Origin of the sequence: Enterobacter sichuanensis, assembly GCF_002939185.1 — a bacterium.
GTDB classification, from domain to species: Bacteria; Pseudomonadota; Gammaproteobacteria; order Enterobacterales; family Enterobacteriaceae; genus Enterobacter; species Enterobacter sichuanensis.
Map to the genome: position 1 here is coordinate 78,206 of NZ_POVL01000007.1, position 26,179 is coordinate 104,384.

23 protein-coding genes are annotated in these 26,179 nt (G+C 55.9%); 17 read left to right on the forward strand and 6 right to left on the reverse strand.

Going from position 1 to position 26,179, the window contains the following annotated elements:
- The first annotated feature begins 8 nt into the window (after positions 1–8).
- Positions 9–701, forward strand: a complete 693-nt coding sequence (locus C5687_RS05400; protein WP_104556543.1) for an aspartate/glutamate racemase — start codon at positions 9–11, stop codon at positions 699–701.
- Here C5687_RS05400 and C5687_RS05405 read toward each other — a convergent pair.
- A complete protein-coding gene (locus C5687_RS05405; RefSeq protein ID WP_104556544.1) occupies positions 696–1,622 on the reverse strand; it encodes a LysR family transcriptional regulator in 927 nt (308 codons plus the stop codon). The genes C5687_RS05400 and C5687_RS05405 overlap by 6 nt on opposite strands.
- Before the next feature lie 122 nt (positions 1,623–1,744).
- Between C5687_RS05405 and lysA the strand changes: the two genes are divergently transcribed.
- On the forward strand, positions 1,745–3,007 hold the full coding sequence (gene lysA, locus C5687_RS05410; RefSeq protein ID WP_045285829.1) for a diaminopimelate decarboxylase: 1,263 nt from the start codon (positions 1,745–1,747) through the stop codon (positions 3,005–3,007).
- On the opposite strand, the gene C5687_RS05415 is transcribed toward lysA, so the two are convergent.
- Complete coding sequence (locus C5687_RS05415; RefSeq protein ID WP_059384966.1) at positions 2,977–4,014, reverse strand: LacI family DNA-binding transcriptional regulator; 1,038 nt, start codon at positions 4,012–4,014, stop codon at positions 2,977–2,979. The genes lysA and C5687_RS05415 overlap by 31 nt on opposite strands.
- A 300-nt stretch (positions 4,015–4,314) precedes the next feature.
- Here C5687_RS05415 and C5687_RS05420 point away from each other — a divergent pair, with 300 nt between their 5' ends.
- The 4 genes from C5687_RS05420 (at position 4,315) to C5687_RS05435 (ending at position 8,412) form a co-directional block, all read left to right on the forward strand.
- Positions 4,315–5,640: a PTS sugar transporter subunit IIC gene (locus C5687_RS05420; protein WP_095441235.1), complete on the forward strand. Its 1,326-nt coding sequence runs from the start codon at positions 4,315–4,317 to the stop codon at positions 5,638–5,640.
- 7 nt (positions 5,641–5,647) lie between these two features.
- Entirely contained in the window at positions 5,648–7,075 is a 1,428-nt protein-coding gene (locus tag C5687_RS05425; RefSeq protein ID WP_104556545.1) for a glycoside hydrolase family 1 protein, read from the forward strand.
- Positions 7,076–7,165: 90 nt separating this feature from the next.
- Positions 7,166–7,939 (forward strand): GntR family transcriptional regulator, encoded by a 774-nt coding sequence (locus tag C5687_RS05430; protein ID WP_095441237.1) that lies wholly within the window; start codon positions 7,166–7,168, stop codon positions 7,937–7,939.
- Positions 7,936–8,412, forward strand: coding sequence for a GNAT family N-acetyltransferase (locus C5687_RS05435; protein ID WP_095441238.1), 477 nt, complete (start codon positions 7,936–7,938; stop codon positions 8,410–8,412). The genes C5687_RS05430 and C5687_RS05435 overlap by 4 nt, the downstream gene beginning before the upstream one ends.
- Here the strand turns inward: C5687_RS05435 and galR are convergent.
- Entirely contained in the window at positions 8,373–9,389 is a 1,017-nt protein-coding gene (gene galR, locus C5687_RS05440) for an HTH-type transcriptional regulator GalR (protein ID WP_025757800.1), read from the reverse strand. The two genes, C5687_RS05435 and galR, sit on opposite strands and share 40 nt — an antisense overlap.
- A 425-nt stretch (positions 9,390–9,814) precedes the next feature.
- On the opposite strand from galR, the gene aas reads away from it, so the two are divergent.
- Together aas and lplT are read left to right on the forward strand one after the other, a co-directional pair.
- Positions 9,815–11,974: a bifunctional acyl-ACP--phospholipid O-acyltransferase/long-chain-fatty-acid--ACP ligase gene (gene aas / locus C5687_RS05445; protein WP_104556546.1), complete on the forward strand. Its 2,160-nt coding sequence runs from the start codon at positions 9,815–9,817 to the stop codon at positions 11,972–11,974.
- Complete coding sequence (lplT, locus tag C5687_RS05450; RefSeq protein WP_025757803.1) at positions 11,967–13,160, forward strand: lysophospholipid transporter LplT; 1,194 nt, start codon at positions 11,967–11,969, stop codon at positions 13,158–13,160. Before aas ends, lplT begins: the two co-directional genes overlap by 8 nt.
- Positions 13,161–13,253: 93 nt before the next feature.
- Here lplT and C5687_RS05455 read toward each other — a convergent pair whose 3' ends face one another.
- The 3 genes from C5687_RS05455 to mutH all read right to left on the reverse strand — a co-directional run bounded on the left by C5687_RS05455 (position 13,254) and on the right by mutH (position 15,465).
- The gene (locus C5687_RS05455; RefSeq protein WP_094919657.1) at positions 13,254–14,294 is read right to left on the reverse strand and encodes an NADP(H)-dependent aldo-keto reductase; all 1,041 of its coding nucleotides are present in this window, start codon (positions 14,292–14,294) and stop codon (positions 13,254–13,256) included.
- A gap of 131 nt (positions 14,295–14,425) precedes the next feature.
- The gene (locus C5687_RS05460) at positions 14,426–14,644 is read right to left on the reverse strand and encodes a YgdI/YgdR family lipoprotein (RefSeq protein ID WP_008499668.1); all 219 of its coding nucleotides are present in this window, start codon (positions 14,642–14,644) and stop codon (positions 14,426–14,428) included.
- A 128-nt stretch (positions 14,645–14,772) separates the two neighbouring features.
- On the reverse strand, positions 14,773–15,465 hold the full coding sequence (gene mutH / locus C5687_RS05465; protein ID WP_104556547.1) for a DNA mismatch repair endonuclease MutH: 693 nt from the start codon (positions 15,463–15,465) through the stop codon (positions 14,773–14,775).
- A gap of 683 nt (positions 15,466–16,148) precedes the next feature.
- Between mutH and rppH the strand changes: the two genes are divergently transcribed.
- The 9 genes from rppH (at position 16,149) to recC (ending at position 26,101) form a co-directional block, all read left to right on the forward strand.
- Complete coding sequence (gene rppH, locus C5687_RS05470) at positions 16,149–16,679, forward strand: RNA pyrophosphohydrolase (protein WP_013098553.1); 531 nt, start codon at positions 16,149–16,151, stop codon at positions 16,677–16,679.
- 12 nt (positions 16,680–16,691) lie between these two features.
- On the forward strand, positions 16,692–18,938 hold the full coding sequence (ptsP, locus tag C5687_RS05475; protein ID WP_045285824.1) for a phosphoenolpyruvate--protein phosphotransferase: 2,247 nt from the start codon (positions 16,692–16,694) through the stop codon (positions 18,936–18,938).
- A gap of 193 nt (positions 18,939–19,131) precedes the next feature.
- Positions 19,132–20,007 carry a prolipoprotein diacylglyceryl transferase gene (gene lgt / locus C5687_RS05480; RefSeq protein ID WP_025760096.1) on the forward strand — a complete coding sequence of 292 codons (876 nt, stop codon included), beginning with the start codon at positions 19,132–19,134 and terminating at the stop codon, positions 20,005–20,007.
- A gap of 6 nt (positions 20,008–20,013) precedes the next feature.
- Entirely contained in the window at positions 20,014–20,808 is a 795-nt protein-coding gene (gene thyA / locus C5687_RS05485) for a thymidylate synthase (RefSeq protein ID WP_047959396.1), read from the forward strand.
- A 184-nt stretch (positions 20,809–20,992) separates the two neighbouring features.
- Positions 20,993–21,457, forward strand: a complete 465-nt coding sequence (locus C5687_RS05490; RefSeq protein ID WP_104556548.1) for a prepilin peptidase-dependent protein — start codon at positions 20,993–20,995, stop codon at positions 21,455–21,457.
- Positions 21,448–22,008, forward strand: a complete 561-nt coding sequence (locus C5687_RS05495) for a prepilin peptidase-dependent protein (protein ID WP_104556549.1) — start codon at positions 21,448–21,450, stop codon at positions 22,006–22,008. The genes C5687_RS05490 and C5687_RS05495 overlap by 10 nt, the downstream gene beginning before the upstream one ends.
- Positions 22,005–22,406 (forward strand): DUF2509 family protein, encoded by a 402-nt coding sequence (locus C5687_RS05500; RefSeq protein ID WP_047959393.1) that lies wholly within the window; start codon positions 22,005–22,007, stop codon positions 22,404–22,406. Before C5687_RS05495 ends, C5687_RS05500 begins: the two co-directional genes overlap by 4 nt.
- Positions 22,391–22,714 (forward strand): prepilin-type N-terminal cleavage/methylation domain-containing protein, encoded by a 324-nt coding sequence (locus tag C5687_RS05505; RefSeq protein ID WP_047959392.1) that lies wholly within the window; start codon positions 22,391–22,393, stop codon positions 22,712–22,714. The genes C5687_RS05500 and C5687_RS05505 overlap by 16 nt, the downstream gene beginning before the upstream one ends.
- Positions 22,715–22,726: 12 nt before the next feature.
- Positions 22,727–26,101, forward strand: coding sequence for an exodeoxyribonuclease V subunit gamma (gene recC / locus C5687_RS05510; protein WP_104556550.1), 3,375 nt, complete (start codon positions 22,727–22,729; stop codon positions 26,099–26,101).
- Positions 26,102–26,179: the final 78 nt, after the last annotated feature.

Sequence of the window (26,179 nt, forward strand, 5' to 3'; positions counted from 1 at the left end):
GAGGGATGATGAAAACGATCGGCCTGATAGGTGGAATGAGCTGGGAATCGACAATCTCTTATTACCGCCTGATTAACGAAGGAATAAAGCAGCGTCTGGGTGGTCTGCATTCCGCGAATCTGCTGCTGCACAGCGTGGATTTTCATGAAATAGAAGCGTGCCAGTCGAGCGGAGAATGGGATAAAGCCGGGGAGATCCTGGCCCAGGCGGCGCTGGGGCTGGAGCGTGCCGGCGCCGAAGGGATTTTGCTCTGTACCAACACTATGCACAAAGTGGCGTCGCACATTGAGGATCGCTGCCCGCTGCCGTTCCTGCATATCGCTGATGCCACCGGGCGTGCGATTGCGGCATCCGGTATACGCCGCGTGGCGCTGCTGGGTACGCGCTACACCATGGAACAGGATTTTTATCGTGGGCGTTTGCACAGTGAGTTCGGCATCGAAAGCCTGATCCCTGATGAGCATGACCGGGCGCGCATCAACCAGATCATCTTTGACGAACTCTGCCTCGGTACCTTCAGCGAGTCATCCCGGGCATATTATGTCAGCGTGATTGAAAAGCTGGCGCAGCAGGGGGCTGAAGGGGTGATCTTCGGCTGCACGGAGATCGGCCTGCTGGTTCCGGTTGAGCGAAGCCCTGTTCCGGTATTTGATACCGCCGCCATTCACGCAGCGGATGCCGTAGCCTTTATGCTCTCATAATGGCGCTTGTCGATCTGGTAAGCGAAGCGCTAGCTGGCGCGCTTGCGCCACTAAGTGTTCGGTGAACGCATCTACCAGTGCGGAAGACGGGCGGTGAAGCGGACGGATCAGGCTCACGGTGAACGGAACGGAAACGCTGAAACGGCGGATGACGATCCCGCTTCCGGCATAGTCCAGCGCCGTCAGCGGGTTAACGACCGCGACGCCGACGCCTGCCCGCACCATTGCACAGATTGAGGCTGCGCTGTGCGTCTCCACGACCATTCGCCGTTTTACCTGATGTTCGGCAAACAGCGTATCCAGGAGCTGTCGGTAACTGTCGGTCTGCGACAGACTAATGTAGTTTTCCCCATGAAAATCCTCGGGTGTGAGCACGCTCTTTCCGGCAAGCGGATGTCCGGCCGGGAGAACGCACACTTCATCTAAAGAGAGTAATTCCATGCGTTCCGTTCCCGCGGGGGTGGAGAGGGTCTCGGTGAGTCCTAAATCATGACGCTGCGCCGATAGCCACTCTTCCAGCAGCGGGGATTCCTGCGGCACGATAGTGAGGCTGACTTCAGGATAGCGGGCCAGAAAAGGCTGTAGCAGCATCGGCAAAAAGGATTGCGAAAAGACCGGCAGGCAAACAATCGACAGCTCGCCCTGACGAAACTCGCGCAGGCTTTCTGCCGCACTCACTATTCTGTCCAGCCCGTACCAGGAACGCTGCACTTCTTCGAACAAACGTAACCCCTGCACCGTTGGGTGCAGCCTTCCCCGGGTGCGTTCAAACAGCTTTAGCCCCAGCACTTTCTCGAAGCGCGCCAGCTCGCGGCTGACTGTCGGCTGTGAGGTATGCAGCATCTGCGCGGCTTCGGTGAGGTTACCGGTGGTCATCACGGCGTGAAAAATCTCAATCTGGCGTAAGTTGACGGCGGGCATAGGGCACCTGAAGGCTGAGAGTAATCCATATCATTTTTGCATAGACTAGGGATAAAACGATATTTTTTATTCTCTTTGCGCTGTGGCGTAATCATAAAAAATTTGATGACCCGGAGAAGACCATGCCACGCCCGCTCAACCAGACTGATACCGATTTGAATGCTGACAACCTGCTACGCCTGCCTGCCGAGTTTGGCTGCCCGGTGTGGGTTTATGACGCACAGATCGTTCGCGAAAAGATCGCCGCCCTGCATCAGTTTGACGTGGTGCGTTTTGCCCAGAAGGCCTGTTCCAATATTCATATCCTGCGTCTGATGCGCGAGCAGGGGGTAAAAGTTGACTCCGTGTCACTGGGGGAAATCGAGCGCGCGCTGGCGGCGGGTTTTGATCCAAAAGCTGACAGCGATGCGATCGTCTTTACTGCCGATGTCATCGACGATGCCACCCTGGCGCGCGTGCACGAACTGCAGATCCCGGTGAATGCCGGGTCTGTGGATATGCTGGAGCAGCTGGGTCAGGTTTCTCCTGGCCATCGCGTCTGGCTGCGCGTGAACCCGGGCTTTGGCCATGGTCACAGCCAAAAAACCAACACCGGCGGTGAAAACAGCAAACACGGGATCTGGTATGCCGATATGCCTGCTGCGCTGGAGGTGCTGCAGCGTTACAACCTGAAGCTGGTGGGCATTCATATGCACATTGGCTCTGGTGTGGATTATGGTCATCTGGAGCAGGTGTGCGGCGCAATGGTGCGCCAGGTGGTGGACTTCGGGCAGGATCTGGAGGCGATCTCCGCCGGTGGTGGTCTCTCCATTCCTTACCGTGAAGGCGAAGAGGCGATCGATACCGATCACTATTACGGCCTGTGGAGCGCCGCGCGTGACCAAATCGCCGCGCATCTGGGCCACGCGGTGAAACTGGAAATTGAGCCGGGTCGTTTCCTGGTGGCGGAAGCCGGCGTGCTGGTGTCGCAGGTGCGCAGCGTGAAAGAGATGGGCTCTCGTCACTTTGTGTTGATTGACGCGGGCTTTAACGATCTGATGCGTCCGTCCATGTACGGCAGCTATCATCACATTACCGCACTGGCTGCCGATGGCCGCGATTTAACGCAGGCGCCGCGCGTTGAGACCGTCGTTGCGGGGCCGCTGTGTGAATCGGGTGACGTGTTTACTCAGCAGGAGGGAGGCAAAGTGGAAACCCGCGCGCTGCCAGAGGTTAAACCGGGTGATTATCTGGTGCTGCATGATACCGGTGCCTACGGGGCGTCGATGTCCTCTAATTACAATAGCCGCCCGCTGCTGCCGGAAGTGCTGTTTGATAACGGCAAGGCGCGGCTGATCCGCCGCCGCCAGACTATTCAGGAACTGCTGGCGCTGGAACTCGTCTGAGTAAAGTAGGGCCCGGTGGTGACCGAATCGCGTAAGACCAGCGTGCCGGTAAACGGCGGGATCGCATCGACCGGCTGGTTTTTTGCCAGCCGGATCGCCTGATCGATGGCGGTGATTATCATACTGTCGATGGGCAGATAGACCGATGACAGCGCAGGCTCCAGCCATTTCGCGCTGGGGGCATCGTCAAAGCCGAACAGGGAAATATCCTGCGGGATCTTCAGTCCCGCCTGATGCAGCGCTTTGGACGCACCCAGCGCCATATCATCGTTACAGGCAAACAGGGCGCTGAACGACACACCTTCGGCAATCAGCTCTTTGCACAGCTCATATCCCCGCGTCATGCCCGCATCGCCGTATTTAATCCGACGCTCGTCCAGACGAATACCGTGCTTTTCCAGCGCCTTGCGGTAGCCCATCAGCCTCGCTTTCCCGGTGGGGGTGTGGATTGGGACGGTGATACAGGCGATTTCCCGGTGGCCCTGATTGATCAGGTAATCCACGGCCTTAAACGCGGCATCCTGCTGTTCGAAGAAAACGCAGCGATCCGGCGCCTGGCTTACTTCACGGTTAATGACCACCAGCGGCGTTTGTACGGTATTCATCAGCTTGATGATCGCTTTTTCACTCATATAGCGCGTGTAAAGCACGATGGCATCACACTGGCGATCGGCCAGCATCTGCACCGCCTGTTCTTCCTGTTCCGGCGCGTCGTGGCCATCGGTGACGATCAGCTGTTTCCCGTGGGTTTCGGTCTGCCGCGACGCCTGTTGCAGAAGGCGGCCAAAGTAAAAGCCATCGAAGGTCGAGACCACCAGACCAATGCTGTTGCTGGTCTGGTTTGCCAGGGAACGCGCGAGAAAGTTCGGGCGATAGCCCAGCTCTTCCATCGCCGCAAACACCTGCTGGCGCGTACTCTCTTTAACCTGACCTGTGCCGTTCAGCACGCGCGATACCGTGGCCTTCGACACGCCCGCACGCAGTGAGACATCCAGCATTGTTGCCATTCTACATTCCTGATTCCACGTATTGGTCTGCAGTTTAACACAGACCTCACGGCGTATAAGCGATGCGGAAAGGGCAAAAACTCCGCCACGATCACGCTTTTCGGTAAGGATCGATCAGCGCGGAATAAATGCCTGAAAGTGGTATGCCAAAATGGTCAAAAATATTCATCTGGAATACCTATTGCCTCGTTGAGAGCTAAATCACAGAACGTAGAGCCCCTTAAAGCTATTTTTGGTATGCCAATAGTATCCGGCTGATCTTCTTATTCCATAAAAGCCCTTTTACTGAGGTATTACCCTATGGCATTACAGGAAAAACTGATTGACGCTCTGGGCAGTTTCGCCACTACGTTCAACAGCTATCGCTACATTATGGCGATCAAATCTGCCTTCATTACTTTAATGCCGGTCATCATCGTTGGCGCATTTTCGGTGCTGATCTCCAACATGGTACTGGATCCGAAAAATGGGCTGGCGAGCTTCCAGTCCCTGTCATTCCTCGCAGTGCTGAAACCGATCACCAGCGCGCTTAATTACGCGACCCTGAATTTCCTCAATATTGGCGCGGTGTTTTTAATCGGCATCGAACTGGGGCGTATTAACGGCATAAAATCATTGTTCCCCGGCCTGCTGGCGGTGATCTGTTTTATCTGCGTGACGCCGACCACCGTGGAAATGCTGGTGGATGGCGAAATGCACGTGGTGAAGGATGTCCTGCTGCGTCAGTTCTCCGATACCCGCAGCCTGTTCCTCGGCATGTTTATCGCCATTCTTTCGGTAGAAATCTACTGCTGGCTGGAAAACCGCAAAGGGCTAAAGATCAGAATGCCGGATACCGTGCCGCCTAACGTGGCCGCGTCGTTCTCCGCGCTGATCCCGGCTATCATCACCACCACTGCCATTGCCACCTTCGGCTTCGTATTCCATCAACTTACCGGCATGTATCTTTATGATGCGGTCTATCAGGTGGTGCAACAGCCGCTGGAGCGCGTGGTACAAAGTCTGCCGGGCATTCTGCTGCTGATGTTTGTCGCTCAGCTGTTCTGGGTCATTGGCATTCATGGCAACCAGATGATTAAGCCTATCCGCGAGCCGCTGCTGCTGGGGGCGATCACCGTCAACATGAGCGCCTTCGAGCAGGGTAAAGAGGTCCCGAACATCATCACCATGCCGTTCTGGGACGTGTATATGAGCATCGGCGGATCGGGGCTCACCATCGGTTTGCTGATCGCGGTGATGATCGCCACCAAACGCAAAGAGATGAAGGAGATCGCCAAACTCTCTATCGGCCCCGGCATCTTTAACATTAACGAGCCGGTGATCTTCGGCATGCCAATCATGCTTAACCCGATCCTCGCCATTCCCTTCATCATCACCCCACTGGTGACCGGATCGATTGGCTACTTTGCGACGGTAACCGGTTTTGCCGGTAAAGCCGTGGTGATGGTGCCATGGACCACGCCGCCGCTGATTAACGCCTGGCTTTCCACCGCAGGGTCGATGGGGGCGGTGATCACCCAGCTTATTTGCATCGTCACTGCCGTCATTATTTATCTGCCGTTTGTGAAGATTGCCTCACGCCGCGCAGAGCAGGCCGCGCTGCAGCAAGCCACCGATAACGTGTGAGGATGCGATGAGCACAAAAAAGATCACTCTTGCGCAGGATTTTATTCTCGGCGCGGCGGCATCAGCCTGGCAAACCGAAGGCTGGAGCGGCAAAAAACCGGGCCAGGATTCGTGGATCGACCTCTGGTATAAAAACGATCGTCACGTCTGGCACAACGGCTATGGCCCGGCGGTGGCGACCGATTTTATCAATCGCTTCCGTGAAGATGTGGCCCTGATGAAGCAGGCGGGGCTGACGCATTACCGGACCTCGATCAACTGGTCCCGTTTTTTGACCGATTATGAAAATGCGACGGTGGATGAGGAGTACGCGGCGTATTACGCCGACCTGTTTGATGAAATGCACCGTCAGGGCATTGAGCCGATGATCTGCCTGGAACATTACGAGCTTCCCGGCGTACTGCTTGAAAAATACGGCGGTTGGGCGTCGAAGCACGTAGTTGAGCTGTTTGTCCGCTATGCGGAAAAGGTGTTTGAACGCTTCCACGGCAAAGTGACCCGCTGGTTTACCTTCAACGAGCCGATTGTGGTCCAGACCCGCGTCTACCTCGACGCGCTGCGCTGGCCCTACGAGCAGAACACCAGTACCTGGATGCAGTGGAATCACCATAAGGTGCTGGCGACGGCGAAGGTAGTGAAGCTGTTTCGCGCCAAAGGCTACCGCGGTTCGGTGGGCTGTATTCTTAACCCGGAAGTCACATATCCGCGCTCCCGCGCGCCGCATGACGTGCGGGCGGCAGAAATGTACGATCTGTTCTACAACCGTGTCTTTCTCGATCCGCTGGTGCACGGGCATTATCCACCGGTGCTTTTTACCCTGCTGGAACAGCACCGGGTGAAGTGGGACTACACGGCAGACGAACTGGCACTGATCGCGGAAAACACCGTTGATGAGCTGGGAATTAACCTGTATTACCCGCACCGCGTAAAAGCCCCCTCCCGCGCCTGGCACCCGGAAACCCCGTTCCACCCGGCCTACTACTACGAGCCGTTTGAGCTGCCGGGGCGGCGGATGAACCCCTCCCGCGGCTGGGAGATTTACCCGCGCATTATCTACGACATGGCGATGCGGATTAAACAGGAATACCGGAACATCGACTGGTTCGTGGCGGAGAGCGGGATGGGCGTGGAAAACGAAGCGCGGTTTCGCAACGATGACGGCATCATCGACGACAGCTACCGCATTGCGTTTATCAGCGAGCATCTTTACTACGCGCTACTGGCGCGAGAGGCGGGGGCGAACTGTCACGGCTACATGCTGTGGGCCTTTACCGACAATGTCTCACCTATGAACGCCTTCAAAAATCGCTATGGTCTGATTGAGATTGATCTGGACGATAACCGCGCCCGGCGAGCGAAAAAATCGGCAACCTGGTTTCGCCAGCTGCGCGATACGCGCGTCCTCACGCTCGGCGTTGACGATGAATGGAAATAGGCGAAAACCAGGCGGGTTCTGGTAAAATAGTGTGCAAACTGGCCGGGAGGACGCCTGGCCTGCGCATTAACTGAAAAAACAGGTGGTAACGTGGATAAGGCTGTCATCCTGCCGGAAAAAAAACAGTACCAGGAAATTGGCGAGGATTTGCGGGCGCAGATTATCCAGGGGCACTATCCCGTTGGTTCCCGTCTGCCGCCGGAACGAAATATCGCTGAGACATATGGCGTGAGCCGCACCATCGTGCGCGAGGCGCTGCTGATGCTGGAATTACAGGGTACGGTAGATATCCGTCAGGGTTCTGGCGTGTACGTCATGCGTATTCCGGAAGAACACGAAAACGAAGAAGAGCGTTTTCTTAATAGCGACGTGGGGCCGTTTGAGATCCTGCAGGCGCGCCAGCTTCTTGAAAGCAATATTGCCGCGTTTGCCGCTAAAATGGCGACGCGTGCCGATATCGACAACCTGCGCCGGATTATCGAGCAGGAGCAGCGCGCGATAGCCGCCGACGACAACAGCCAGGATAACAACAAAATGTTCCACCTGGTGCTGGCGGGCGCAACGCAAAACCAGATGCTGCTGGCGACGGTGGAAAGTATCTGGCACCACATGGACAGTAGCCCGCTATGGCAGCAGTTTAATGTCCACATCGCCAGCCGCGCATACCGTCTGAAATGGCTGGGCGACAGGCAAACTATCCTTGCGGCGCTCCGTCGTCGTGACGTAATGGGGGCCTGGCAGGCGATGTTCCAGCACCTTGAAAATGTCAAAAAGAGCTTACTTGAACTCTCGGATGAAGATGCGCCAGATTTTGACGGCTATCTGTTTGAGTCCGTACCAATTTTCCAGGGGAAACTGGTATGACGATTTTGCCTCTTTACGCCGCGCCGCAGTATGCGCAGCAGGTGACCGACTGGATCTGGCAGGCCTTTGGCGAGGGGCTTCCACGGGAATTTTTCCACAGCATCGTTGAGCATAGCCAGACGCCGGGGGCATTACCGCTGACCTTTATTGCCCTGGAAGACGAACGGCTTGTGGGCACGGTGGGGCTCTGGCGCTGCGATCTCATCACCCGACAGGATCTCTTTCCGTGGCTGGCGGCGCTGTACGTTGAAGACGCGGCGCGCGGCAAAGGGCTGGCGGGGCAGCTTCAGCAACATGTTATTTCCTGCGCCGCGCAGGCGGGGTATGAGACGCTCCATCTGTGGTCTGCCTGCCGTGACTTCTATGAACGTTACGGCTGGCAGTACATTGGCGATGCGCTGGAGTACCCGGATAAGACGGTACACCTTTACCGTTATTCGCTCTGCGCTTCCGCAGGCGACGCGACGGAGTGACGGCGCACTAAGGTTGGGCTGAAGAGATGGGTAATATCCGGCGGCTGGCGTTGCTCGGCCAGCGCTAACGCCAGCTCCGCGGCCTGCGTTGCCATCGTGATGATCGGGTAACGTACGGTAGTCAGGCGCGGGCGGACGTAACGGGAGACCAGCACATCATCAAAGCCAATCAGTGAGATTTCTGCCGGCACCTCAATCCCGTTGTCATTCAACACCCCCATCGCCCCTGCGGCCATGGAGTCGTTATAGCTGGCCACTGCCGTAAAGTTTCGGCCGCGACCCAGCAGTTCGGTCATCGCCTGTTCGCCGCCGCTCTCATCCGGTTCACCGTAGGCTACAAGCCGGTCATTACACGGCAGACCGTTTTCGCGCAGGGCATCGTAGTAGCCCTGCAGACGGTCTTCAGCATCAGAAATCGGGTGATTTGAGCAGAGATAGCCAATCCGGGTGTGGCCCTGTTGGATCAGGTGACGGGTAGCAAGCCAGGCACCGTAGCGGTCGTCGAGCGCCACGCAGCGTTTTTCAAAACCGGGAATAATACGGTTGATGATCACCATCCCGGGGATCTGCTTCATCAGATGAATCAGTTCGGCATCCGGGATCATTTTGGCGTGAACCACCAGCGCCGCGCAGCGGTGGCGGATCAGCTGCTCGATGGCCTGGCGTTCTTTTTGCTCATTATGATAGCCATTGCCGATCAGTAAAAAATTGCCTGTCTGATAAGAAACCTGTTCAACCGCTTTTACCATGGCACCGAAAAAGGGGTCAGAAACATCTCCCACTACCAGACCAATGGTTTCTGTGGCCTGCTGGGCGAGCGCGCGGGCATTGGCATTCGGATGATAGTTCAGAGATTCCATGGCGTTTTGTACCGCCTGGCGCGATGCGTCACTGGCTTTGGGGGAGTCGTTAATCACACGCGAGACGGTGGCTACCGAGACACCTGCCAGACGGGCCACATCCTTTATTGTCGCCATTCAATACCTTCTTATTGGGGGTAAGCGTTTACACACCAAATAGTGTTGCGGAAAAGCGCCGCGCATTCAAGGGAAGCGGATCCCCGCTCTCCACAAACGTGACGCAGAACAACCCTGGCGGTGTAATCGTTACACGCGCAGTCATGTCTGAAGAATGTCATTCTGAACCTTTAGTTACACTTTGCCTCAGGCTGTTGCGATTGTCAGATGGCGAGGACGTGAAAGAGATTGCTAAAGTCGAGATCCCAGAGGTATTGATTGGTGAGAATTCTTAGTACGGTTTCGTACTCATCTCTTGCACCAACCTGCGCGGATGCGCAGGTTTTTTTTCGCCTCCATTTTTGCTGTCGCTCCCGTATCACTTCTCGTGTAATCTGCCACCATTTACTATCAACCCTTCACACTGGCTGGCAAAGGGAGTTGAGATGCTATTTGGGTTCTTCCGTACACTTTTCCGTATCCTCTTTCGCATCCGCGTCACGGGCGATGCCCAGGCGCTTCGCGGTGAACGCGTTTTAATCACACCAAATCACGTTTCCTTTATCGATGGCATTCTGCTGGCACTGTTTTTGCCCGTGCGTCCGGTGTTTGCGGTCTATACATCCATTAGCCAGCAGTGGTACATGCGCTGGCTCACGCCGTTGATTGATTTTGTGCCGCTCGACCCGACAAAGCCGATGATGATTAAACATCTGGTCCGTCTGGTAGAGCAGGGGCGCCCGGTGGTCATTTTCCCGGAAGGGCGTATTTCAGTGACCGGATCGCTGATGAAGATCTACGACGGTGCGGGGTTTGTCGCGGCGAAGTCAAAAGCGACCGTGGTGCCGCTGCGCATTGAAGGGGCGGAGCTGACCCATTTCAGTCGTCTGAAAGGGCTGGTGAAGCAGCGTCTGTTCCCCACCATCACGCTGCATATTCTGCCGCCAACGTCGCTCCCGATGCCCGACGCGCCGCGTGCCCGCGATCGCCGTAAGATCGCCGGGGAGATGCTGCATCAGATCATGATGGAAGCGCGTATGGCCGTTCGTCCGCGCGAAACGCTGTACGAATCCCTGCTTTCTGCGCAGTACCGCTATGGCGCGAAGAAAAACTGTATCGAAGACATCAACTTTACCCCGGATACCTATCGCAAACTGCTGACCAAGACCCTGTTCGTGGGCCGCATACTGGATAAATACAGCAAAAAGGGCGAAAAGATTGGCCTGATGCTGCCTAACGCGGGCATCAGCGCGGCGGTGATTTTTGGCGCGGTTTCACGGGGCCGTATTCCGGCGATGATGAACTACACGGCGGGTGTGAAGGGGCTGACCAGCGCCATCACCGCCGCTCAGATTAACACCGTCTTTACCTCCCGTCAGTTCCTGGACAAAGGCAAGCTCTGGCATCTTCCCGAGCAACTCACGCAGGTGCGCTGGGTCTTCCTGGAAGATCTGAAAGCGGACGTGACCACCGGCGACAAGCTGTGGATTTTTGCGCATCTGCTGATGCCGCGTCTGGCCCAGGTCAAACAGCAGCCGGAAGATGACGCGATTATCCTCTTCACATCGGGTTCTGAAGGCAACCCAAAAGGCGTTGTCCACAGCCACAAGAGCATTCTGGCAAACGTTGAGCAGATCAAAAGCATTGCCGACTTTACCGCGAACGACCGGTTTATGTCGGCGCTGCCGCTGTTCCACTCCTTTGGCCTGACGGTCGGGCTGTTTACGCCGCTGCTGACCGGCGCTGAAGTGTTCCTCTATCCCAGCCCGCTGCATTACCGCATTGTGCCGGAGCTGGTGTATGACCGTAACTGCACCGTGTTGTTCGGGACTTCAACCTTCCTGGGTAACTATGCGCGTTTTGCCAATCCGTATGACTTCTATCGCGTGCGGTATGTGGTGGCTGGCGCAGAAAAACTGCAGGAGAGCACGCGTCAGATCTGGCAGGACAAGTTTGGTCTGCGCATTCTCGAAGGCTATGGCGTGACCGAGTGTGCGCCCGTGGTCTCGATTAACGTGCCGATGGCGGCGAAACCGGGAACGGTTGGCCGCATTCTGCCGGGGATGGACGCGCGTCTGCTGGCGGTGCCGGGCATAGAGGACGGCGGCCGTCTGCAGCTCAAAGGGCCAAACGTGATGAACGGGTATCTGCGCGTGGAAAACCCAGGCGTGCTGGAAGCGCCGACGGCGGAGAACGTCAACGGCGAGGTAGAAACCGGCTGGTACGACACTGGTGATATTGTCCGCTTTGATGAACAAGGCTTTGTACAGATCCAGGGACGTGCAAAACGCTTCGCCAAAATTGCCGGTGAAATGGTCTCTCTGGAAATGGTTGAGCAACTGGCGACCGCCGTGTCCGCCGAGAAGATGCACGTTACAGTCGTGAAGAGCGATGCCAGCAAAGGTGAGGCGCTGGTGCTGTTTACAACCGACAGTGAGCTTAAGCGCGACAGGTTACTCAGCTATGCGCGTGAACATGGTATTCCTGAGCTGGCGGTACCGCGCGATATTCGCTACCTAAAGCAGCTTCCGGTGCTGGGAAGCGGGAAGCCCGATTTCGTGACCCTGAAAGGCATGGTTGAAGAGGCGGAACAGCAAAATGCGTGAGTCAGTACACACTAACACCTCGCTCAGATCGAAAGGCATGCTGGCGGTCATTGCCGCGCAGTTTCTCTCTGCGTTTGGCGATAACGCGCTGTTGTTTGCCACGCTGGCGCTGCTTAAGGCCGAGTTTTACCCCGACTGGAGCCAGCCGATCCTGCAGATGGTGTTTGTGGGCGCTTACATTATATTTGCTCCCTTCGTCGGACAGGTGGCGGACAGCTTCCCCAAAGGCCGGGTGATGATGTTTGCCAACGGACTCAAGCTGCTGGGCGCAGCCAGTATCTGTTTTGGCTTCAATCCGTTTGTTGGCTATACGCTGGTGGGCATCGGTGCTGCCGCCTACTCCCCGGCGAAGTATGGCATCCTCGGAGAGCTGACCACGGGGGATAAGCTGGTCAAAGCCAATGGCCTGATGGAGTCCTCAACGATTGCCGCTATCCTGCTCGGCTCCGTCGCGGGCGGCGTCCTGGCCGACTGGCATGTTCTGGCGGCCCTGGGCGTGTGTGCAGTGGTGTATGGCGGGGCGGTCGTCGCTAACCTGTTTATTCCGAAGCTGCCGGTGGCTCGCCCGGGCCAGTCCTGGCGCTTTAAGCCAATGACCGGCAGCTTCTTTACTGCCTGTCGTGTGCTGTGGCGTAACGGTGAAACCCGTTTCTCCCTGATGGGCACCAGTATGTTCTGGGGCGCAGGCGTTACGCTGCGCTTCCTGCTGGTACTGTGGGTGCCAGTGGCGCTGGGGATCACCGACAACGCGACGCCAACCTATCTGAATGCGATGGTGGCTATCGGGATTGTGGTTGGGGCAGGCGCGGCGGCGAAGCTGGTCACGCTTGAGACGGTAGCGCGCTGCATGCCGGCAGGGATCCTTATTGGCGTGGTGGTGCTTATTTTCTCGCTGCAGCATGCGTTATTGCCCGCTTATGCCCTCCTGATCCTGATTGGTATTCTCGGGGGCTTCTTCGTGGTGCCGCTCAATGCGTTACTGCAGGAACGGGGCAAGCAGACCGTCGGGGCGGGAAATGCCATCGCGGTACAAAACCTGGGTGAAAACCTGGCGATGCTGTTGATGCTGGGGCTTTATTCACTCGCAGTTAAAGTGGGCGTGCCGGTGGTAGGAATTGGCGTCGGGTTTGGCGGGCTGTTTGCGATTGCGATTGCCGCATTATGGCTTTGGCAGCGTCGTCGTTGATCAGTGCGGCCTGATGCCCTCACCCCGGCCCTCTCCCAAAGGGAGAGGGAGCAAACCCTAAAAACGGCAACATGCGTTGCCGTTTTGCTTTTATTACGGTGCCGGGTATGTGTATACCTGATGCACCGCTTCAATCTCCGCTAACACCTCTTCACTCAGGTTCAGATGAAAACTCTCAATGTTGGTTTTCAACTGCTCCAGGGTGGTCGCGCCAAGCAGGGTGCTGGCAACAAACGGCTGACGACGCACGAAGGCAAGCGCCATCTGCGCAGGGTCAAGACCGTGACGCTTTGCGATATCCACATAGGCGGCAACGGCTTTCTGCGTCTGCTCGCCGCTGTAGCGGGTAAAGCGGCTAAAGAGGGTGTTACGCGCCCCGGCCGGTTTCGCCCCGTTCAGGTATTTCCCCGTCAGCGTGCCGAAACCGAGGCAGGAATAGGCGAGCAGTTCCACCTCTTCATACTGCGTCACTTCGGCCAGACCCACTTCATAGCTGCGGTTAAGCAGGCTGTACGGGTTCTGGATGGTGACGATGCGCGGCAGATCGTGTTTATCCGCCAGATGCAGATAGCGCATCACCCCAAAGGCCGTTTCGTTAGAGACGCCAATGTAGCGGATTTTCCCCGCGCGCTGGCACTCGGCTAGCGCTTCCAGCGTTTCCAGCAGCGTCACGGCAGGGGCGCTTTCATTCCAGCTGTAGCCAAGCTTACCAAAGCAGTTAGTGGGGCGCTGTGGCCAGTGTACCTGGTACAGATCGAGGTAGTCGGTCTGCAGACGCTTCAGGCTGGCATCCAGCGCGGCGCGGATATTTTTGCGATCGAGGATCTGATTCGGGCGGATCCCGGTATCGTTGTTGCGCGCGGGGCCACTGACTTTTGAGGCGATCACCAGCTTTTCACGGTTACCGTGTTTTGCCAGCCAGTTACCCACATACGTTTCGGTAAGTCCCTGCGTTTCCGGACGGGGTGGAACAGGGTACATCTCTGCGACATCAATCAGGTTAATGCCCTGGCTGACGGCATAATCGAGTTGTGCATGGGCATCGGCTTCGCTGTTTTGTTCACCAAATGTCATCGTGCCCAACCCCAGTTGGCTTATTTCGAGAGCGCTGTGGGGGATACGGTGATAATGCATAGCCGGCTTCCTCATGAGACATATAGACCGCGTCAGGGTGTTCCCGACAAAGGAATATAAACATGGCAGAGGGGAAGCAAAAGGGGAAGAAAAAAATCAAAAAGGCCAGCAAGCTACTGACCTCTCTCTGTTTATCGCTCGATAATTTGCGAGACTTCGTCGCGATTGATCTGCATTTTATTGCCTTCCTGGTCGCGGTAGCTGACCAGACCGGTATCATCATCGACTTCGGGTTTGCCGTCAGTCAGGATCATTCGACCGTCTTTTGTCGCCATGACGTAATCGCTGCTACAACCCGATACGGCAAAGGCTAAACCGACTGCTGAAACTAACACTGCCCATTTTTTCATCGTTATTGTCCTCATCTGGCTCGTATCAAATCATAGTCTAGTATTAACCCGATATGGCGAATGGAGAAAGCGGTAAAATCTTAAAAACCAGGTGATTATGTTTGAGAGCTCTCAAAATAAGTAAAAAACTATGTGTTAAGCAGGAAATGGCGTGCCAGCAGCGCGCCGGTAAAATTCTTTTTGAGATAAAAACCGCGCGGCAGGGTCAGTATGGGTTCACCGTGTGCGCCGATGGCCTCAGTGAGCGCTTTGCTGTTCGCCGCTTTCGGACGCAGCTGTAACACTTCTCCGTGTCGGGCAGTAATGCGCTCGACCTGCCCAAGCACAATCATGTCCATCAGCTCCTCCCAGTCCAGACGCAGCTGGTGCTCCTCATCATCAGTTGGGCTCCAGAGCAGCGGGGCGCCAATGCGACGATCGGCCAGCGGGATCGCCCGCTCGCCTTCAACCGGTACCCACAGGACGCGCTTCAGCTTATGGCGAACATGGCTGGTTTCCCACGTTACGCCGGTATTGCCGGTTAATGGCGCAACGCAGACAAACGTGGTTTCAAGCGGCTTCCCCTGACGGTCTATGGGAATGGTTTTTAACTCCACGCCAAGGGCGGCAAAATCTTGCTCAGGTTTACTCCCTGCGCTGGCACCCAGCCAGAGCTCGAGCAGCATGCCGATCCAGCCTTTATCCCGTTTCAGATCCTTCGGGATCGGGAGCCCTGCCATTGCGGCCAGCTCGCCAAGCGAAAAGCCTGCCAGGCGCTGGGCCTGTTGTAGCAACAGGCTCTCGCTGGAGGGCGGTGAATGCAAGGGTGTAAGCGGATGCATGATGGTAACCTTTTGATTAAAAAATAAACGAAGAAATTGTCCCCTGTGGATAGAGTTTAACTTTTTCTGTACCAATATGACATGTCTATGATTTATTGGATATTTTGTCGCGTTGAAATCGTTTCACCGTGGGCGGAAAAGCGGTTGTTCAAATCTGGTCACTGACAATGAACAGGATCTTACACCATGTTATCCACAGAAAAATGGGATAACTGGGCATAACCCTGACTACTGTTTCAATTTACAGCCTTGACGTGCGATGAAAATCGAATTTTCACACAAATTGTGACTAACTTATTGGCACAATCTGTGGATAAAACCGACGCTGTTCGATCTTTCATCAGCACCACGATCTCTGATGTGATGATCGTCACGCTATTCAGCTTTTTGTTTACCGTTCTGCATTTAACTGACTGTAAATAAAGAAATTATATTCAGTTGGCATAAGAGGGAGAACGGCGGTGATAAAGGTTGTTCATCGGTAATCAGACACTTCTTCACAACTATATCCACAGAAAAGGTGAATAAAATTCCCCTTGCTGCCTCACATCTGTTTATAACTCAGCACTTATTTGTGAGTTATTCAAATGTTATTAGGTTGCAGGCCTGTAAGAGAGTGGTTTACCGCCTCCCTGTAGTGTGAAACAATCATTCATATATAAGGTTTAGTTTGGGGTAGTCCGGTGATTGATGACGATGGCTACCGCCCGAACGTAGGAATAGTAATTTGTAATCGTCAGGGCCAGGTAATGTGGGCCCGGCGGTATGGTCAGCACTCCTGGCAGTTCCCGCAAGGCGGGATCAATCCGGGAGAGTCCCCAGAACAAGCGATGTACCGGGAGCTTTTTGAAGAGGTCGGTTTAAGCCGGAAAGATGTTCGTATCCTGGCTTCGACCCGCAACTGGTTGCGTTACAAGTTACCGAAACGTTTGGTGCGTTGGGACACAAAGCCGGTTTGTATCGGCCAGAAACAGAAATGGTTTCTGTTGCAGTTGGTGGGTAACGATTCAGACATCAATATGCAGACCAGCAGTACGCCTGAGTTTGATGGCTGGCGCTGGGTGAGCTATTGGTATCCTGTTCGTCAGGTCGTGTCATTTAAACGCGATGTTTACCGTAGGGTGATGAAAGAGTTTGCAAGTGTGGTGATGCAGCTTCAGGAGATCCCGCCTAAGCCGCAGAGCGCACCTGCCTGGCGACGTAAAAGAGGTTAAGCTACGCAAATCATGCTCACCCGCTTGCGAGAAATAGTCGAGAAGGTGGCCAGTGCGCCGCGTCTGAACGAGGCGCTGAATATTCTGGTCACTGACATCTGTCTTGCGATGGAGACCGAGGTCTGTTCGGTGTATCTGGCCGACCACGATCGACGCTGCTATTACCTGATGGCAACCCGTGGTTTGAAAAAACCACGTGGGCGCACTGTAACCCTCGCATTTGATGAAGGTATTGTGGGTCTGGTTGGACGGCTGGCTGAACCCATCAACCTTGCTGATGCGCAAAAACACCCCAGCTTCAAATACATTCCTTCCGTAAAAGAAGAGCGCTTCCGCGCTTTCCTCGGTGTGCCGATTATCCAGCGTCGTCAGCTGCTCGGCGTGCTGGTTGTCCAGCAGCGCGAGCTACGTCAGTACGATGAAAGCGAAGAGTCTTTCCTCGTGACGCTGGCTACGCAGATGGCGGCCATCCTCTCTCAGTCTCAGCTTGCCGCGCTCTTTGGTCAGTACCGCCATACGCGCATTCGTGCCCTTCCGGCCTCGCCAGGGGTGGCGATTGCTGAAGGCTGGATGGACGCCACGCTGCCGTTGATGGAGCAGGTTTACGAAGCCTCAACGCTTGATGAAGCGCTTGAGCGCGAGCGCCTTACCGCCGCGCTGGAAGAGGCGGCGAATGAATTTCGCCGCTACAGCAAACGTTTTGCCGCAGGCGCGCAGAAAGAGACGGCGGCCATTTTTGACCTCTATTCGCACCTTCTCTCCGATGCGCGTCTGCGCCGTGAGCTTTTTGCGGAGGTGGATAAAGGCTCGGTCGCGGAGTGGGCAGTTAAGAAGGTTATCGAAAAATTTGCCGAGCAATTTGCGGCGCTGACTGACGGTTACCTGAAAGAGCGGGCCGGGGATCTACGGGCCCTCGGACAACGGCTGCTGTTCCACCTTGATGACACCATTCAGGGGCCGAATGCCTGGCCAAAACGGTTTATTCTGGTCGCCGATGAACTCTCGGCAACGACGCTGGCTGAACTGCCCCAGGACAGGCTGGCCGGTGTCGTGGTGCGCGATGGGGCCGCTAACTCCCATGCCGCCATTATGGTGCGTGCGCTGGGTATTCCGACCGTTATGGGGGCGGATATCCAGCCGTCGGTTCTGCATCGACGGACGCTGGTGGTGGACGGCTATCGCGGAGAGCTGCTGGTCGATCCTGAGCCGGTTCTGCTCCAGGAATACCAGCGTCTTATCAGCGAAGAGAATGAATTAAGCAAGCTGGCAGAAGATGACGTTAACCTGCCCGCACAGCTTAAAAGCGGTGAGCGGATCAAAGTGATGCTCAATGCCGGTTTAAGCCCTGAGCACGAAGAAAAGCTTGGCAGCCGCATCGACGGTATTGGCCTGTACCGCACTGAGATCCCGTTCATGCTGCAGAGCGGTTTCCCCTCCGAAGAGGAGCAGGTGGCGCAGTATCAGGGCATGCTGCAGATGTTTAACGACAAACCGGTCACCCTGCGTACGCTGGATGTCGGGGCGGATAAACAGCTGCCTTATATGCCGATCAGTGAGGAAAACCCGTGCCTGGGCTGGCGTGGGATCCGCATTACGCTCGATCAGCCTGAGATCTTCCTGATCCAGGTGCGCGCGATGCTGCGCGCCAATGCGGCGACGGGTAACCTCAGCATTCTGTTGCCGATGGTCACCAGCATTGATGAGATCGACGAAGCGCGACGGCTGATTGAACGCGCAGGCCGTGAAGTGGAAGAGATGATAGGCTATGCGATCCCGAAACCGCGGATCGGGGTGATGCTCGAAGTGCCTTCCATGGTCTTTATGCTGCCGCAGCTGGCAAACCGGGTTGATTTTATCTCCGTCGGCACGAACGACCTGACGCAATATATTCTGGCCGTCGACCGTAACAATACCCGCGTCGCCAGTATCTACGATAGCCTGCATCCGGCGATCATTCGTGCGCTGGCGATGATCGCCCGGGAAGCGGAGCAGTACGGTATTGATTTACGCTTGTGTGGTGAAATGGCAGGGGATTCGATGTGCGTCGCGATCCTGATTGGTCTGGGATACCGCCATCTGTCGATGAACGGCCGGGCCGTCGCACGCGTGAAGTATCTGTTGCGCCATATCGATATCAACGATGCCCGCGAGCTGGCTGAACGCAGTCTTGAAGCGCAACTGGCAACCGAGGTTCGCCACCAGGTCGCCGCGTTTATGGAACGACGCGGCATGGGCGGTCTGATCCGCGGCGGTCGCTAATCGCCTTTCGCCCTCTCTCTGTGGGAGAGGGCACCAGCGCGCATAAAATCCTATACACATCTTTTACATCTCTGGCGCATCCTCCGCGCCCGCCTTATGCTATGATTCGCAACTTTGGAGCCTCTGCTTACGGCAGAATCGCATTTCTACCGCTGTCCACTTTCAGCGGAATAACAACATCTTGTGGTGACAGATGAACAGTGGTTATCTGCATTTTCCGGAATTTGATCCGGTCATTTTCTCAATAGGACCTGTTTCGCTTCACTGGTACGGTCTGATGTATCTGGTGGGCTTCATTTTTGCCATGTGGCTCGCTGGCCGTCGCGCCAGTCGTCCTGGCAGCGGCTGGACCAAAAACGAAGTTGAAAACCTGCTGTATGCGGGCTTCCTCGGCGTGTTCCTCGGCGGCCGTATTGGGTATGTGCTGTTCTATAACTTCCCGGTATTCCTGAACGATCCGCTCTATCTGTTCCGCGTCTGGGACGGCGGCATGTCCTTCCATGGCGGTCTGATTGGGGTGATCCTGGTGATGGTGATTTTTGCCAAACGCACCAAACGCAACTTCTTCCAGGTTTCCGATTTTATCGCACCGCTGATCCCGTTTGGGCTGGGCGCTGGCCGTCTGGGTAACTTCATCAACGGTGAGCTGTGGGGACGTGTCGATCCGAGCGTGTCCTTTACCATGCTGTTCCCGGGCTCGCGTGCGGAAGATATCGCCCTGCTGCCATCACACCCGGAGTGGCAGTCCATTTTCGATACCTACGGCGTTCTGCCGCGCCATATGTCTCAGCTGTACGAGCTGGCGCTGGAAGGCGTGGTGCTGTTTATCATCCTGAACCTGTTTATCCGCAAGCCACGTCCAATGGGGGCCGTGTCCGGTCTGTTCCTGATTGGCTATGGCGCATTCCGTATCATCGTCGAGTTCTTCCGTCAGCCGGATGCGCAGTTTACCGGCGAGTGGGTACAGTACATCAGCATGGGGCAAATCCTCTCCATTCCGATGATTGTCGCGGGTGCCATTATGATGATTTGGGCGTATCGTCGTCGTCCACAGCAACAACTTTCCTGAGGAACCATGAAACAGTATCTTGAATTGATGAAAAAAGTGCTCGACGAGGGCACGCCGAAAAACGACCGCACCGGTACCGGTACGCTCTCCATTTTTGGCCACCAGATGCGCTTCAATCTGCAGGAAGGCTTCCCCCTAGTGACGACGAAGCGCTGCCACCTGCGCTCGATCATTCATGAACTGCTCTGGTTCCTGCAAGGCGATACCAACGTTGCGTATCTGCACGAAAATAACGTCACCATCTGGGACGAATGGGCAGATGAAAACGGCAACCTGGGCCCGGTTTACGGCAAGCAGTGGCGCGCATGGCCAACGCCTGATGGCCGCCACATCGACCAGATCACCACCGTGATGAACCAGCTGAAGAACGACCCGGACTCGCGTCGCATCATCGTTTCCGCCTGGAACGTGGGCGAGCTGGATAAAATGGCGCTGGCACCGTGCCACGCGTTCTTCCAGTTCTATGTCGCAGACGGCAAGCTTTCCTGCCAGCTCTACCAGCGCTCCTGTGATGTGTTCCTCGGCCTGCCGTTTAACATCGCCAGCTATGCGCTACTCGTTCACATGATGGCCCAGCAGTGCGACCTGGAAGTGGGTGATTTTGTCTGGACCGGTGGGGACACCCATCTCTACAGCAACCATATGGAACAAACGCATCTTCAGCTGACGCGCGAACCGCGTGCGCTGCCGAAGCTGATTATCAAACGCAAACCGGCGTCAATCTTCGATTACCGCTTTGAAGATTTTGAGATTGAAGGTTACGACCCGCACCCAGGCATCAAAGCGCCCGTCGCTATCTGATGGGATAAAGCGTGACACAACCGGTGCTTTAGAGCGCCGGTTTTTTTTCGCCATTATCCCCTTTCCCGACGTGCTATCCAGAAAGCGTGCAACACGCTGCAACTCTCCTGATTCTGCGGATAACGCCTCGTAAAACGATCATTCGTTGCTCGTCATGTCAACGGCGCTTCGCCACACTCCCGGTATGAAAAAAGAGAACGGTTTTACGCTTATCGAAACGCTGGTCGCCATTTCGCTTGTGGTTGTTCTCAGCGCTTCAGGTCTGTACGGCTGGGACAGCTGGCAACGGCAGCAGCGTCTGTGGCAGACCGCCAGTCAGGTGCGAGATTACCTGCTGTTTCTGCGCAACCATGCCAACCGTCATAACCGCGACCACCAGATTACTCTTCAGCGGGTGGGCGAAAAAAGCTGTCTGATGAGTTCTGTCGTGCAGGCCTGCGAGAAAGGTAGCCCCTTTGTACTGATTCCGCTCTGGCCTGACGTGAAGGTGAGTGAGGTAACGCCCTCGCTAGGGTTCTATGGATTACGGAATACAGCGTGGGCAGGGCGGATACGCGTTCAAAGCCAGGCTGGAGAATGGCTGATCATTGTCTCAAATGGAGGGCGCATCAGGATGTGTAAGGTCTCAGAGGGAAGTCCATGTCGATGAGGCAGCGCGGTTTTTCACTGACTGAAGTGCTGATTGCCACGGCGGTAAGCAGCCTTTTGCTGATAAGCGCATCGCGTTTCTTACCCGGCCTGCAGCGGGCGGTACTACTGCAATCCGGGCAGCGAGAGCGGGAGGAAGAGGTCTGGCAGCACCTGTTTGCGCTCGGCAAACAGCTTCAGCGTGCGGGATACTGCGCGGGAAACTGTCAGGGACAAGGGCTGTTAATCGGCAGGCAAGGGAGCTGTGTCATTGTGCGGTGGGATGCCAACAGTAACGGCAAATGGGATAGCACAGCATCAGAAAACGACAGCACCGGTTTTCGCCTGGAATCGGGGGCGCTGGAAATCCTGCGTGGGGCAACGACGTGCGAAGGAAAGGGATGGGAAAAGCTCACGGACCCGGAAAGTCTGGCGATCACGCACTTTAAGGTGAGTAAAGCCGATCGCGCCGGTTTTGCCCCAGAGCTGAATATTGAACTGGCTGCTCTTCGTCAGGGGGAACAGGGTGAGCCCTGGCAGGCGCTGTACACGGTCACGGGGTACAACCTGTGAGGCGTCAACGCGGAATCTCTTCGCTGGCTCTGGTACTGCTGTTGCTGGTGCTCGGTACTCTGATCCTTACCGGCCTTAACCAGCAGCTCGTGACCTTTAGTACGCTCGTCGCGGGAGAGAGCCGGTCGCTCCAGCAACAGGCGTCTGTGCAGTCCGCGCTTGAGTGGGGACGCGTTCAGCGTTGGTCATCAGCGCCACAGGTTCAGTGCAAAAAGGTATTCTCCTCGCAGGTGTGTTTGCGTCCGCTGGGTGAAGCGCATGTGCTACTGATTGCCGGCGGCAATGACCTGCTGCTCTGGCGCGCAGGAGAGGTCATCGACGGGAAAATCCACTTTTCGCCGCATGGCTGGAGTGATTTTTGTCCACTACAGGAGAGTGCGTTATGCCAGCTGCCGTGAACAGAGAAAAGGGGTTTAGCATGGTGGAGGTTCTGCTGGCGATGATGTTGCTGGTGATGATCGTGACGGCACTGGCGGGTTATCATCGGGCGCTGGCGGCGCGGTTTGTCGTGTTTAACCAGTATCGCCAGCTTTGGCACCATGCTTGGAATCAGACACAGCTCTCAACAAAGAGTCTCCCCGCAGGCTGGCAGGCCAGTCGGGGGCAGACAACGCTCGCCGGATGTGTCAGCATCACGGTTACACTAATTTCTCCTCTGGGGCGGCGCGGTGAGTTAACGCGTCTGCATTGCCCGGTTAGCCAGTAGTCGGGAGCGTCTATGTTAAGGGTCTACCACTCAAATCGTCTGGATGTGCTGGAAGCACTGATGGAATTTATCGTTGAGCGCGAGCGGCTTGACGATCCTTTTGAGCCTGAAATGGTGCTGGTGCAGAGTACCGGTATGGCACAGTGGCTGCAAATGTCGCTTTCGCGTAAGTTTGGCATTGCCGCCAATATTGATTTCCCGCTGCCCGCGAGTTTTATCTGGGAGATGTTTGTCCGCGTATTGCCGGACATTCCGGAGCAAAGCGCCTTCAACAAGCAAGGCATGAGCTGGAAACTGATGGCGCTGCTGCCAGAAATGCTGCAGCACGATGAATTTGCCATGCTGCGCCACTACCTCAATGACGATACCGATAAACGCAAGCTGTTCCAGCTGGCGTCGCGCACCGCTGACCTTTATGACCAGTATCTGGTCTACCGTCCGGAGTGGCTGGCCCGCTGGGAAGCGGGTGAGCAGGTAGAGGGGTTGCCGGAGGCGCAGGTCTGGCAGGCTCCCTTGTGGAAAGCTCTGGTGGAACATACGGAGAAACTTGGCCAGCCTAAGTGGCACCGTGCCAACCTCTATCAGCGGTTTATCTCTGTTCTGCAAAACAGCAATGAACGACCGCCGCGACTGCCTTCCCGTGTGTTTATCTGCGGTATTTCGGCGTTGCCACCGGTTTACCTGCAGGCGCTGAATGCGCTGGGTAAACATATCGACATTCATATTCTCTTTACTAACCCCTGTCGCCAGTACTGGGGCGATATTCAGGATGGTCGCTGGCTTTCACGACTGGTGAGCCGCCAGAGGCGACGCCTTTTTGAAGAGCGTACCGTCCCCCTGTTTAAAGACAGTGCCTCCGCCGCGCAGCTTTTCGATGAACACGGTATTCAGAACCTGCCTAATCCGCTTCTTGCCTCCTGGGGGAAGCTGGGGCGTGATTACATCCATATGCTCTCCGACATCACTTCATCAGGCGAAGGCGATGTGGATGCCTTCGTTGAAATCTCTCCGGACAGCCTGCTACATCATATTCAGTCAGATATTCTGGATCTGGAAAACCGCGCCGTTATGGGCGTGACGGCGGAGGAGTTTGAACGCAGCGACAGGAAACGAAAGCTGGAGCCTGACGATCGCAGCATTACGATCCACGTTTGTCATAGCCCACAGCGTGAAGTCGAAGTGCTTCACGACCAACTGCTGGCGATGCTGCAGGAGGATCCTGAGCTGACGCCGCGCGATATCGTGGTGATGGTGGCGGATATCGACAGCTACAGTCCCTTCATTCAGGCCGTGTTTGGCAGTGCGACAGGCGAGCGGCACCTGCCTTACGCCATCTCGGACCGTCGCGCCCGTCAATCTCATCCGGCGTTACAGGCATTTATCACGTTGCTGTCGCTGCCAGATAGTCGGTTTATCTCCGAAGATGTCCTGGCCTTACTGGATGTGCCCGTGCTGGCTGCACGCTTCAACATCAATGAAGAGGGGTTACGTTACCTTCGCCAGTGGGTTAACGAGTCTGGCGTGCGCTGGGGGATTGACGATGATAACGTCCAGGAGTTTGAACTTCCCCCAACCGGTCAGCACACGTGGCGATTTGGCCTGACGCGTATGCTGTTGGGCTACGCCATGGAAAGCAGCCAGGGAGAGTGGAACGAGGTTCTGCCTTACGATGAGTCCAGCGGCTTGATTGCGGAACTGGTGGGACATTTGGCGTCACTACTGATGCAGCTTAACCGCTGGCGACACGCACTGATGCAGCCGCGCCCGCTTGAAGAGTGGCTCCCGGTTTGCCGGGCACTGCTCAATGATTTCTTCCTGCCAGACAGCGATACCGAAGCGGCGATGGCCCTCATTGAAACGCAGTGGCAGGCTATCGTCGACGAGGGGGTAAATTCCCACTATCACGAGGCAATTCCGTTGTCGCTGCTGCGGGATGAGTTGACGCAGCGGCTTGATCAGGAGCGAATTAGTCAGCGTTTCCTGGCGGGTCCGATCAATATCTGTACCCTGATGCCAATGCGTTCTATCCCGTTTAAAGTGGTTTGCCTGCTTGGCATGAATGACGGCGTCTATCCGCGCGCGCTGGCGCCGCTGGGGTTCGATTTGATGAGCGCAGACCCAAAACGGGGCGACCGTAGCCGCCGAGATGATGACCGCTATCTCTTCCTGGAAGCACTCATTTCCGCCCAGAGTAAGCTCTATATCAGCTATATCGGCCGTTCCATTCAGGACAACAGCGAGCGTTTCCCTTCGGTTCTGGTGCAGGAGCTGGTGGATTATATCGGCCAGAGCCACTACCTGCCGGGGGATGAAGAGCGCAACTGTGATGAGAGCGAGCAGCGGGTGAAAGCGCATATCACCTGTCACCACAGCCGCATGCCGTTTGATCCGGTGAATTACGTTGCCAGCGAGCGCCAGAGTTATGCCCAGGAGTGGCTGCCGGCGGCGAAAAAAGAGGGGAGCGCGCATACCGATTTCATTCAGGAACTTGACCCGCTACCGATTGATACCCTGACCGTCGAACAGCTTCAGCGGTTTTGGGCGCATCCGGTGCGCGCTTTCTTCCAGCAACGATTACAGGTCAACTTCCGCTCTGAAGAGAGCGAAATTCCTGATGCAGAACCCTTTACCCTGGAAGGGCTGGAGCGCTATCAGTTAAACCTGCAACTGCTGAATGCGTTGGTTGAAGAGGAAGATGCGGACAAACTTTACCGCCGCTACCGTGCGGCAGGGCAACTGCCTTATGGTGCGTTCGGGGAGATCGTCTGGGAGGCGCAGTGTCAGGAGATGACCGCTCTGGCAGAGCGCGTCAGAGCGTGCCGACAGCCCGGGAAGAGTATTGAAATCGACCTCAACTGTAATGGTGTGCAGCTTACGGGCTGGTTAACCCAGGTTCAGCCAGATGGTCTGCTGCGCTGGCGCCCCTCAATGCTGAGCGTTTCGCAAGGATTGCAACTCTGGCTGGAACATCTTGTCTACAGTGCGGATGGCCATAAAGGCGAAAGCCGCATTTTTGTGCGCAAAGAGGGCGAATGGCGTTTCCCGCCGATGGAGGCTGAGCAGGCCTTACAATACCTGTCTTTGTACATTGAAGGCTACCGTCAGGGAATGAACAAACCGCTCCTGCTCCTGCCGGAAAGTGGTGGTGCCTGGATAAAAGCCTGTTATGACGCGCAGAATGATGCGATGTTAACGGATGAGGCGTCACTGCAGAAGGCGCGCAGTAAGTTTATGCAGGCCTACGAAGGGAACATGATGGTGCGGGGCGAAGGGGAAGATGTCTGGTATCAGCGCTTATGGCGCGCGCTTGAACCCGAGTACTTTGAGGCGATCAAGGAAGAGGCGCAACGCTATTTGTTACCGTTGTTCAGATTTAATCAGTCCTGAGTGCTGTATAAAAATTGCGCAGTCAGGGGTGTTCATTTATGATGCACTTCTTATCACGGACTGATGTACCCAAAGAAA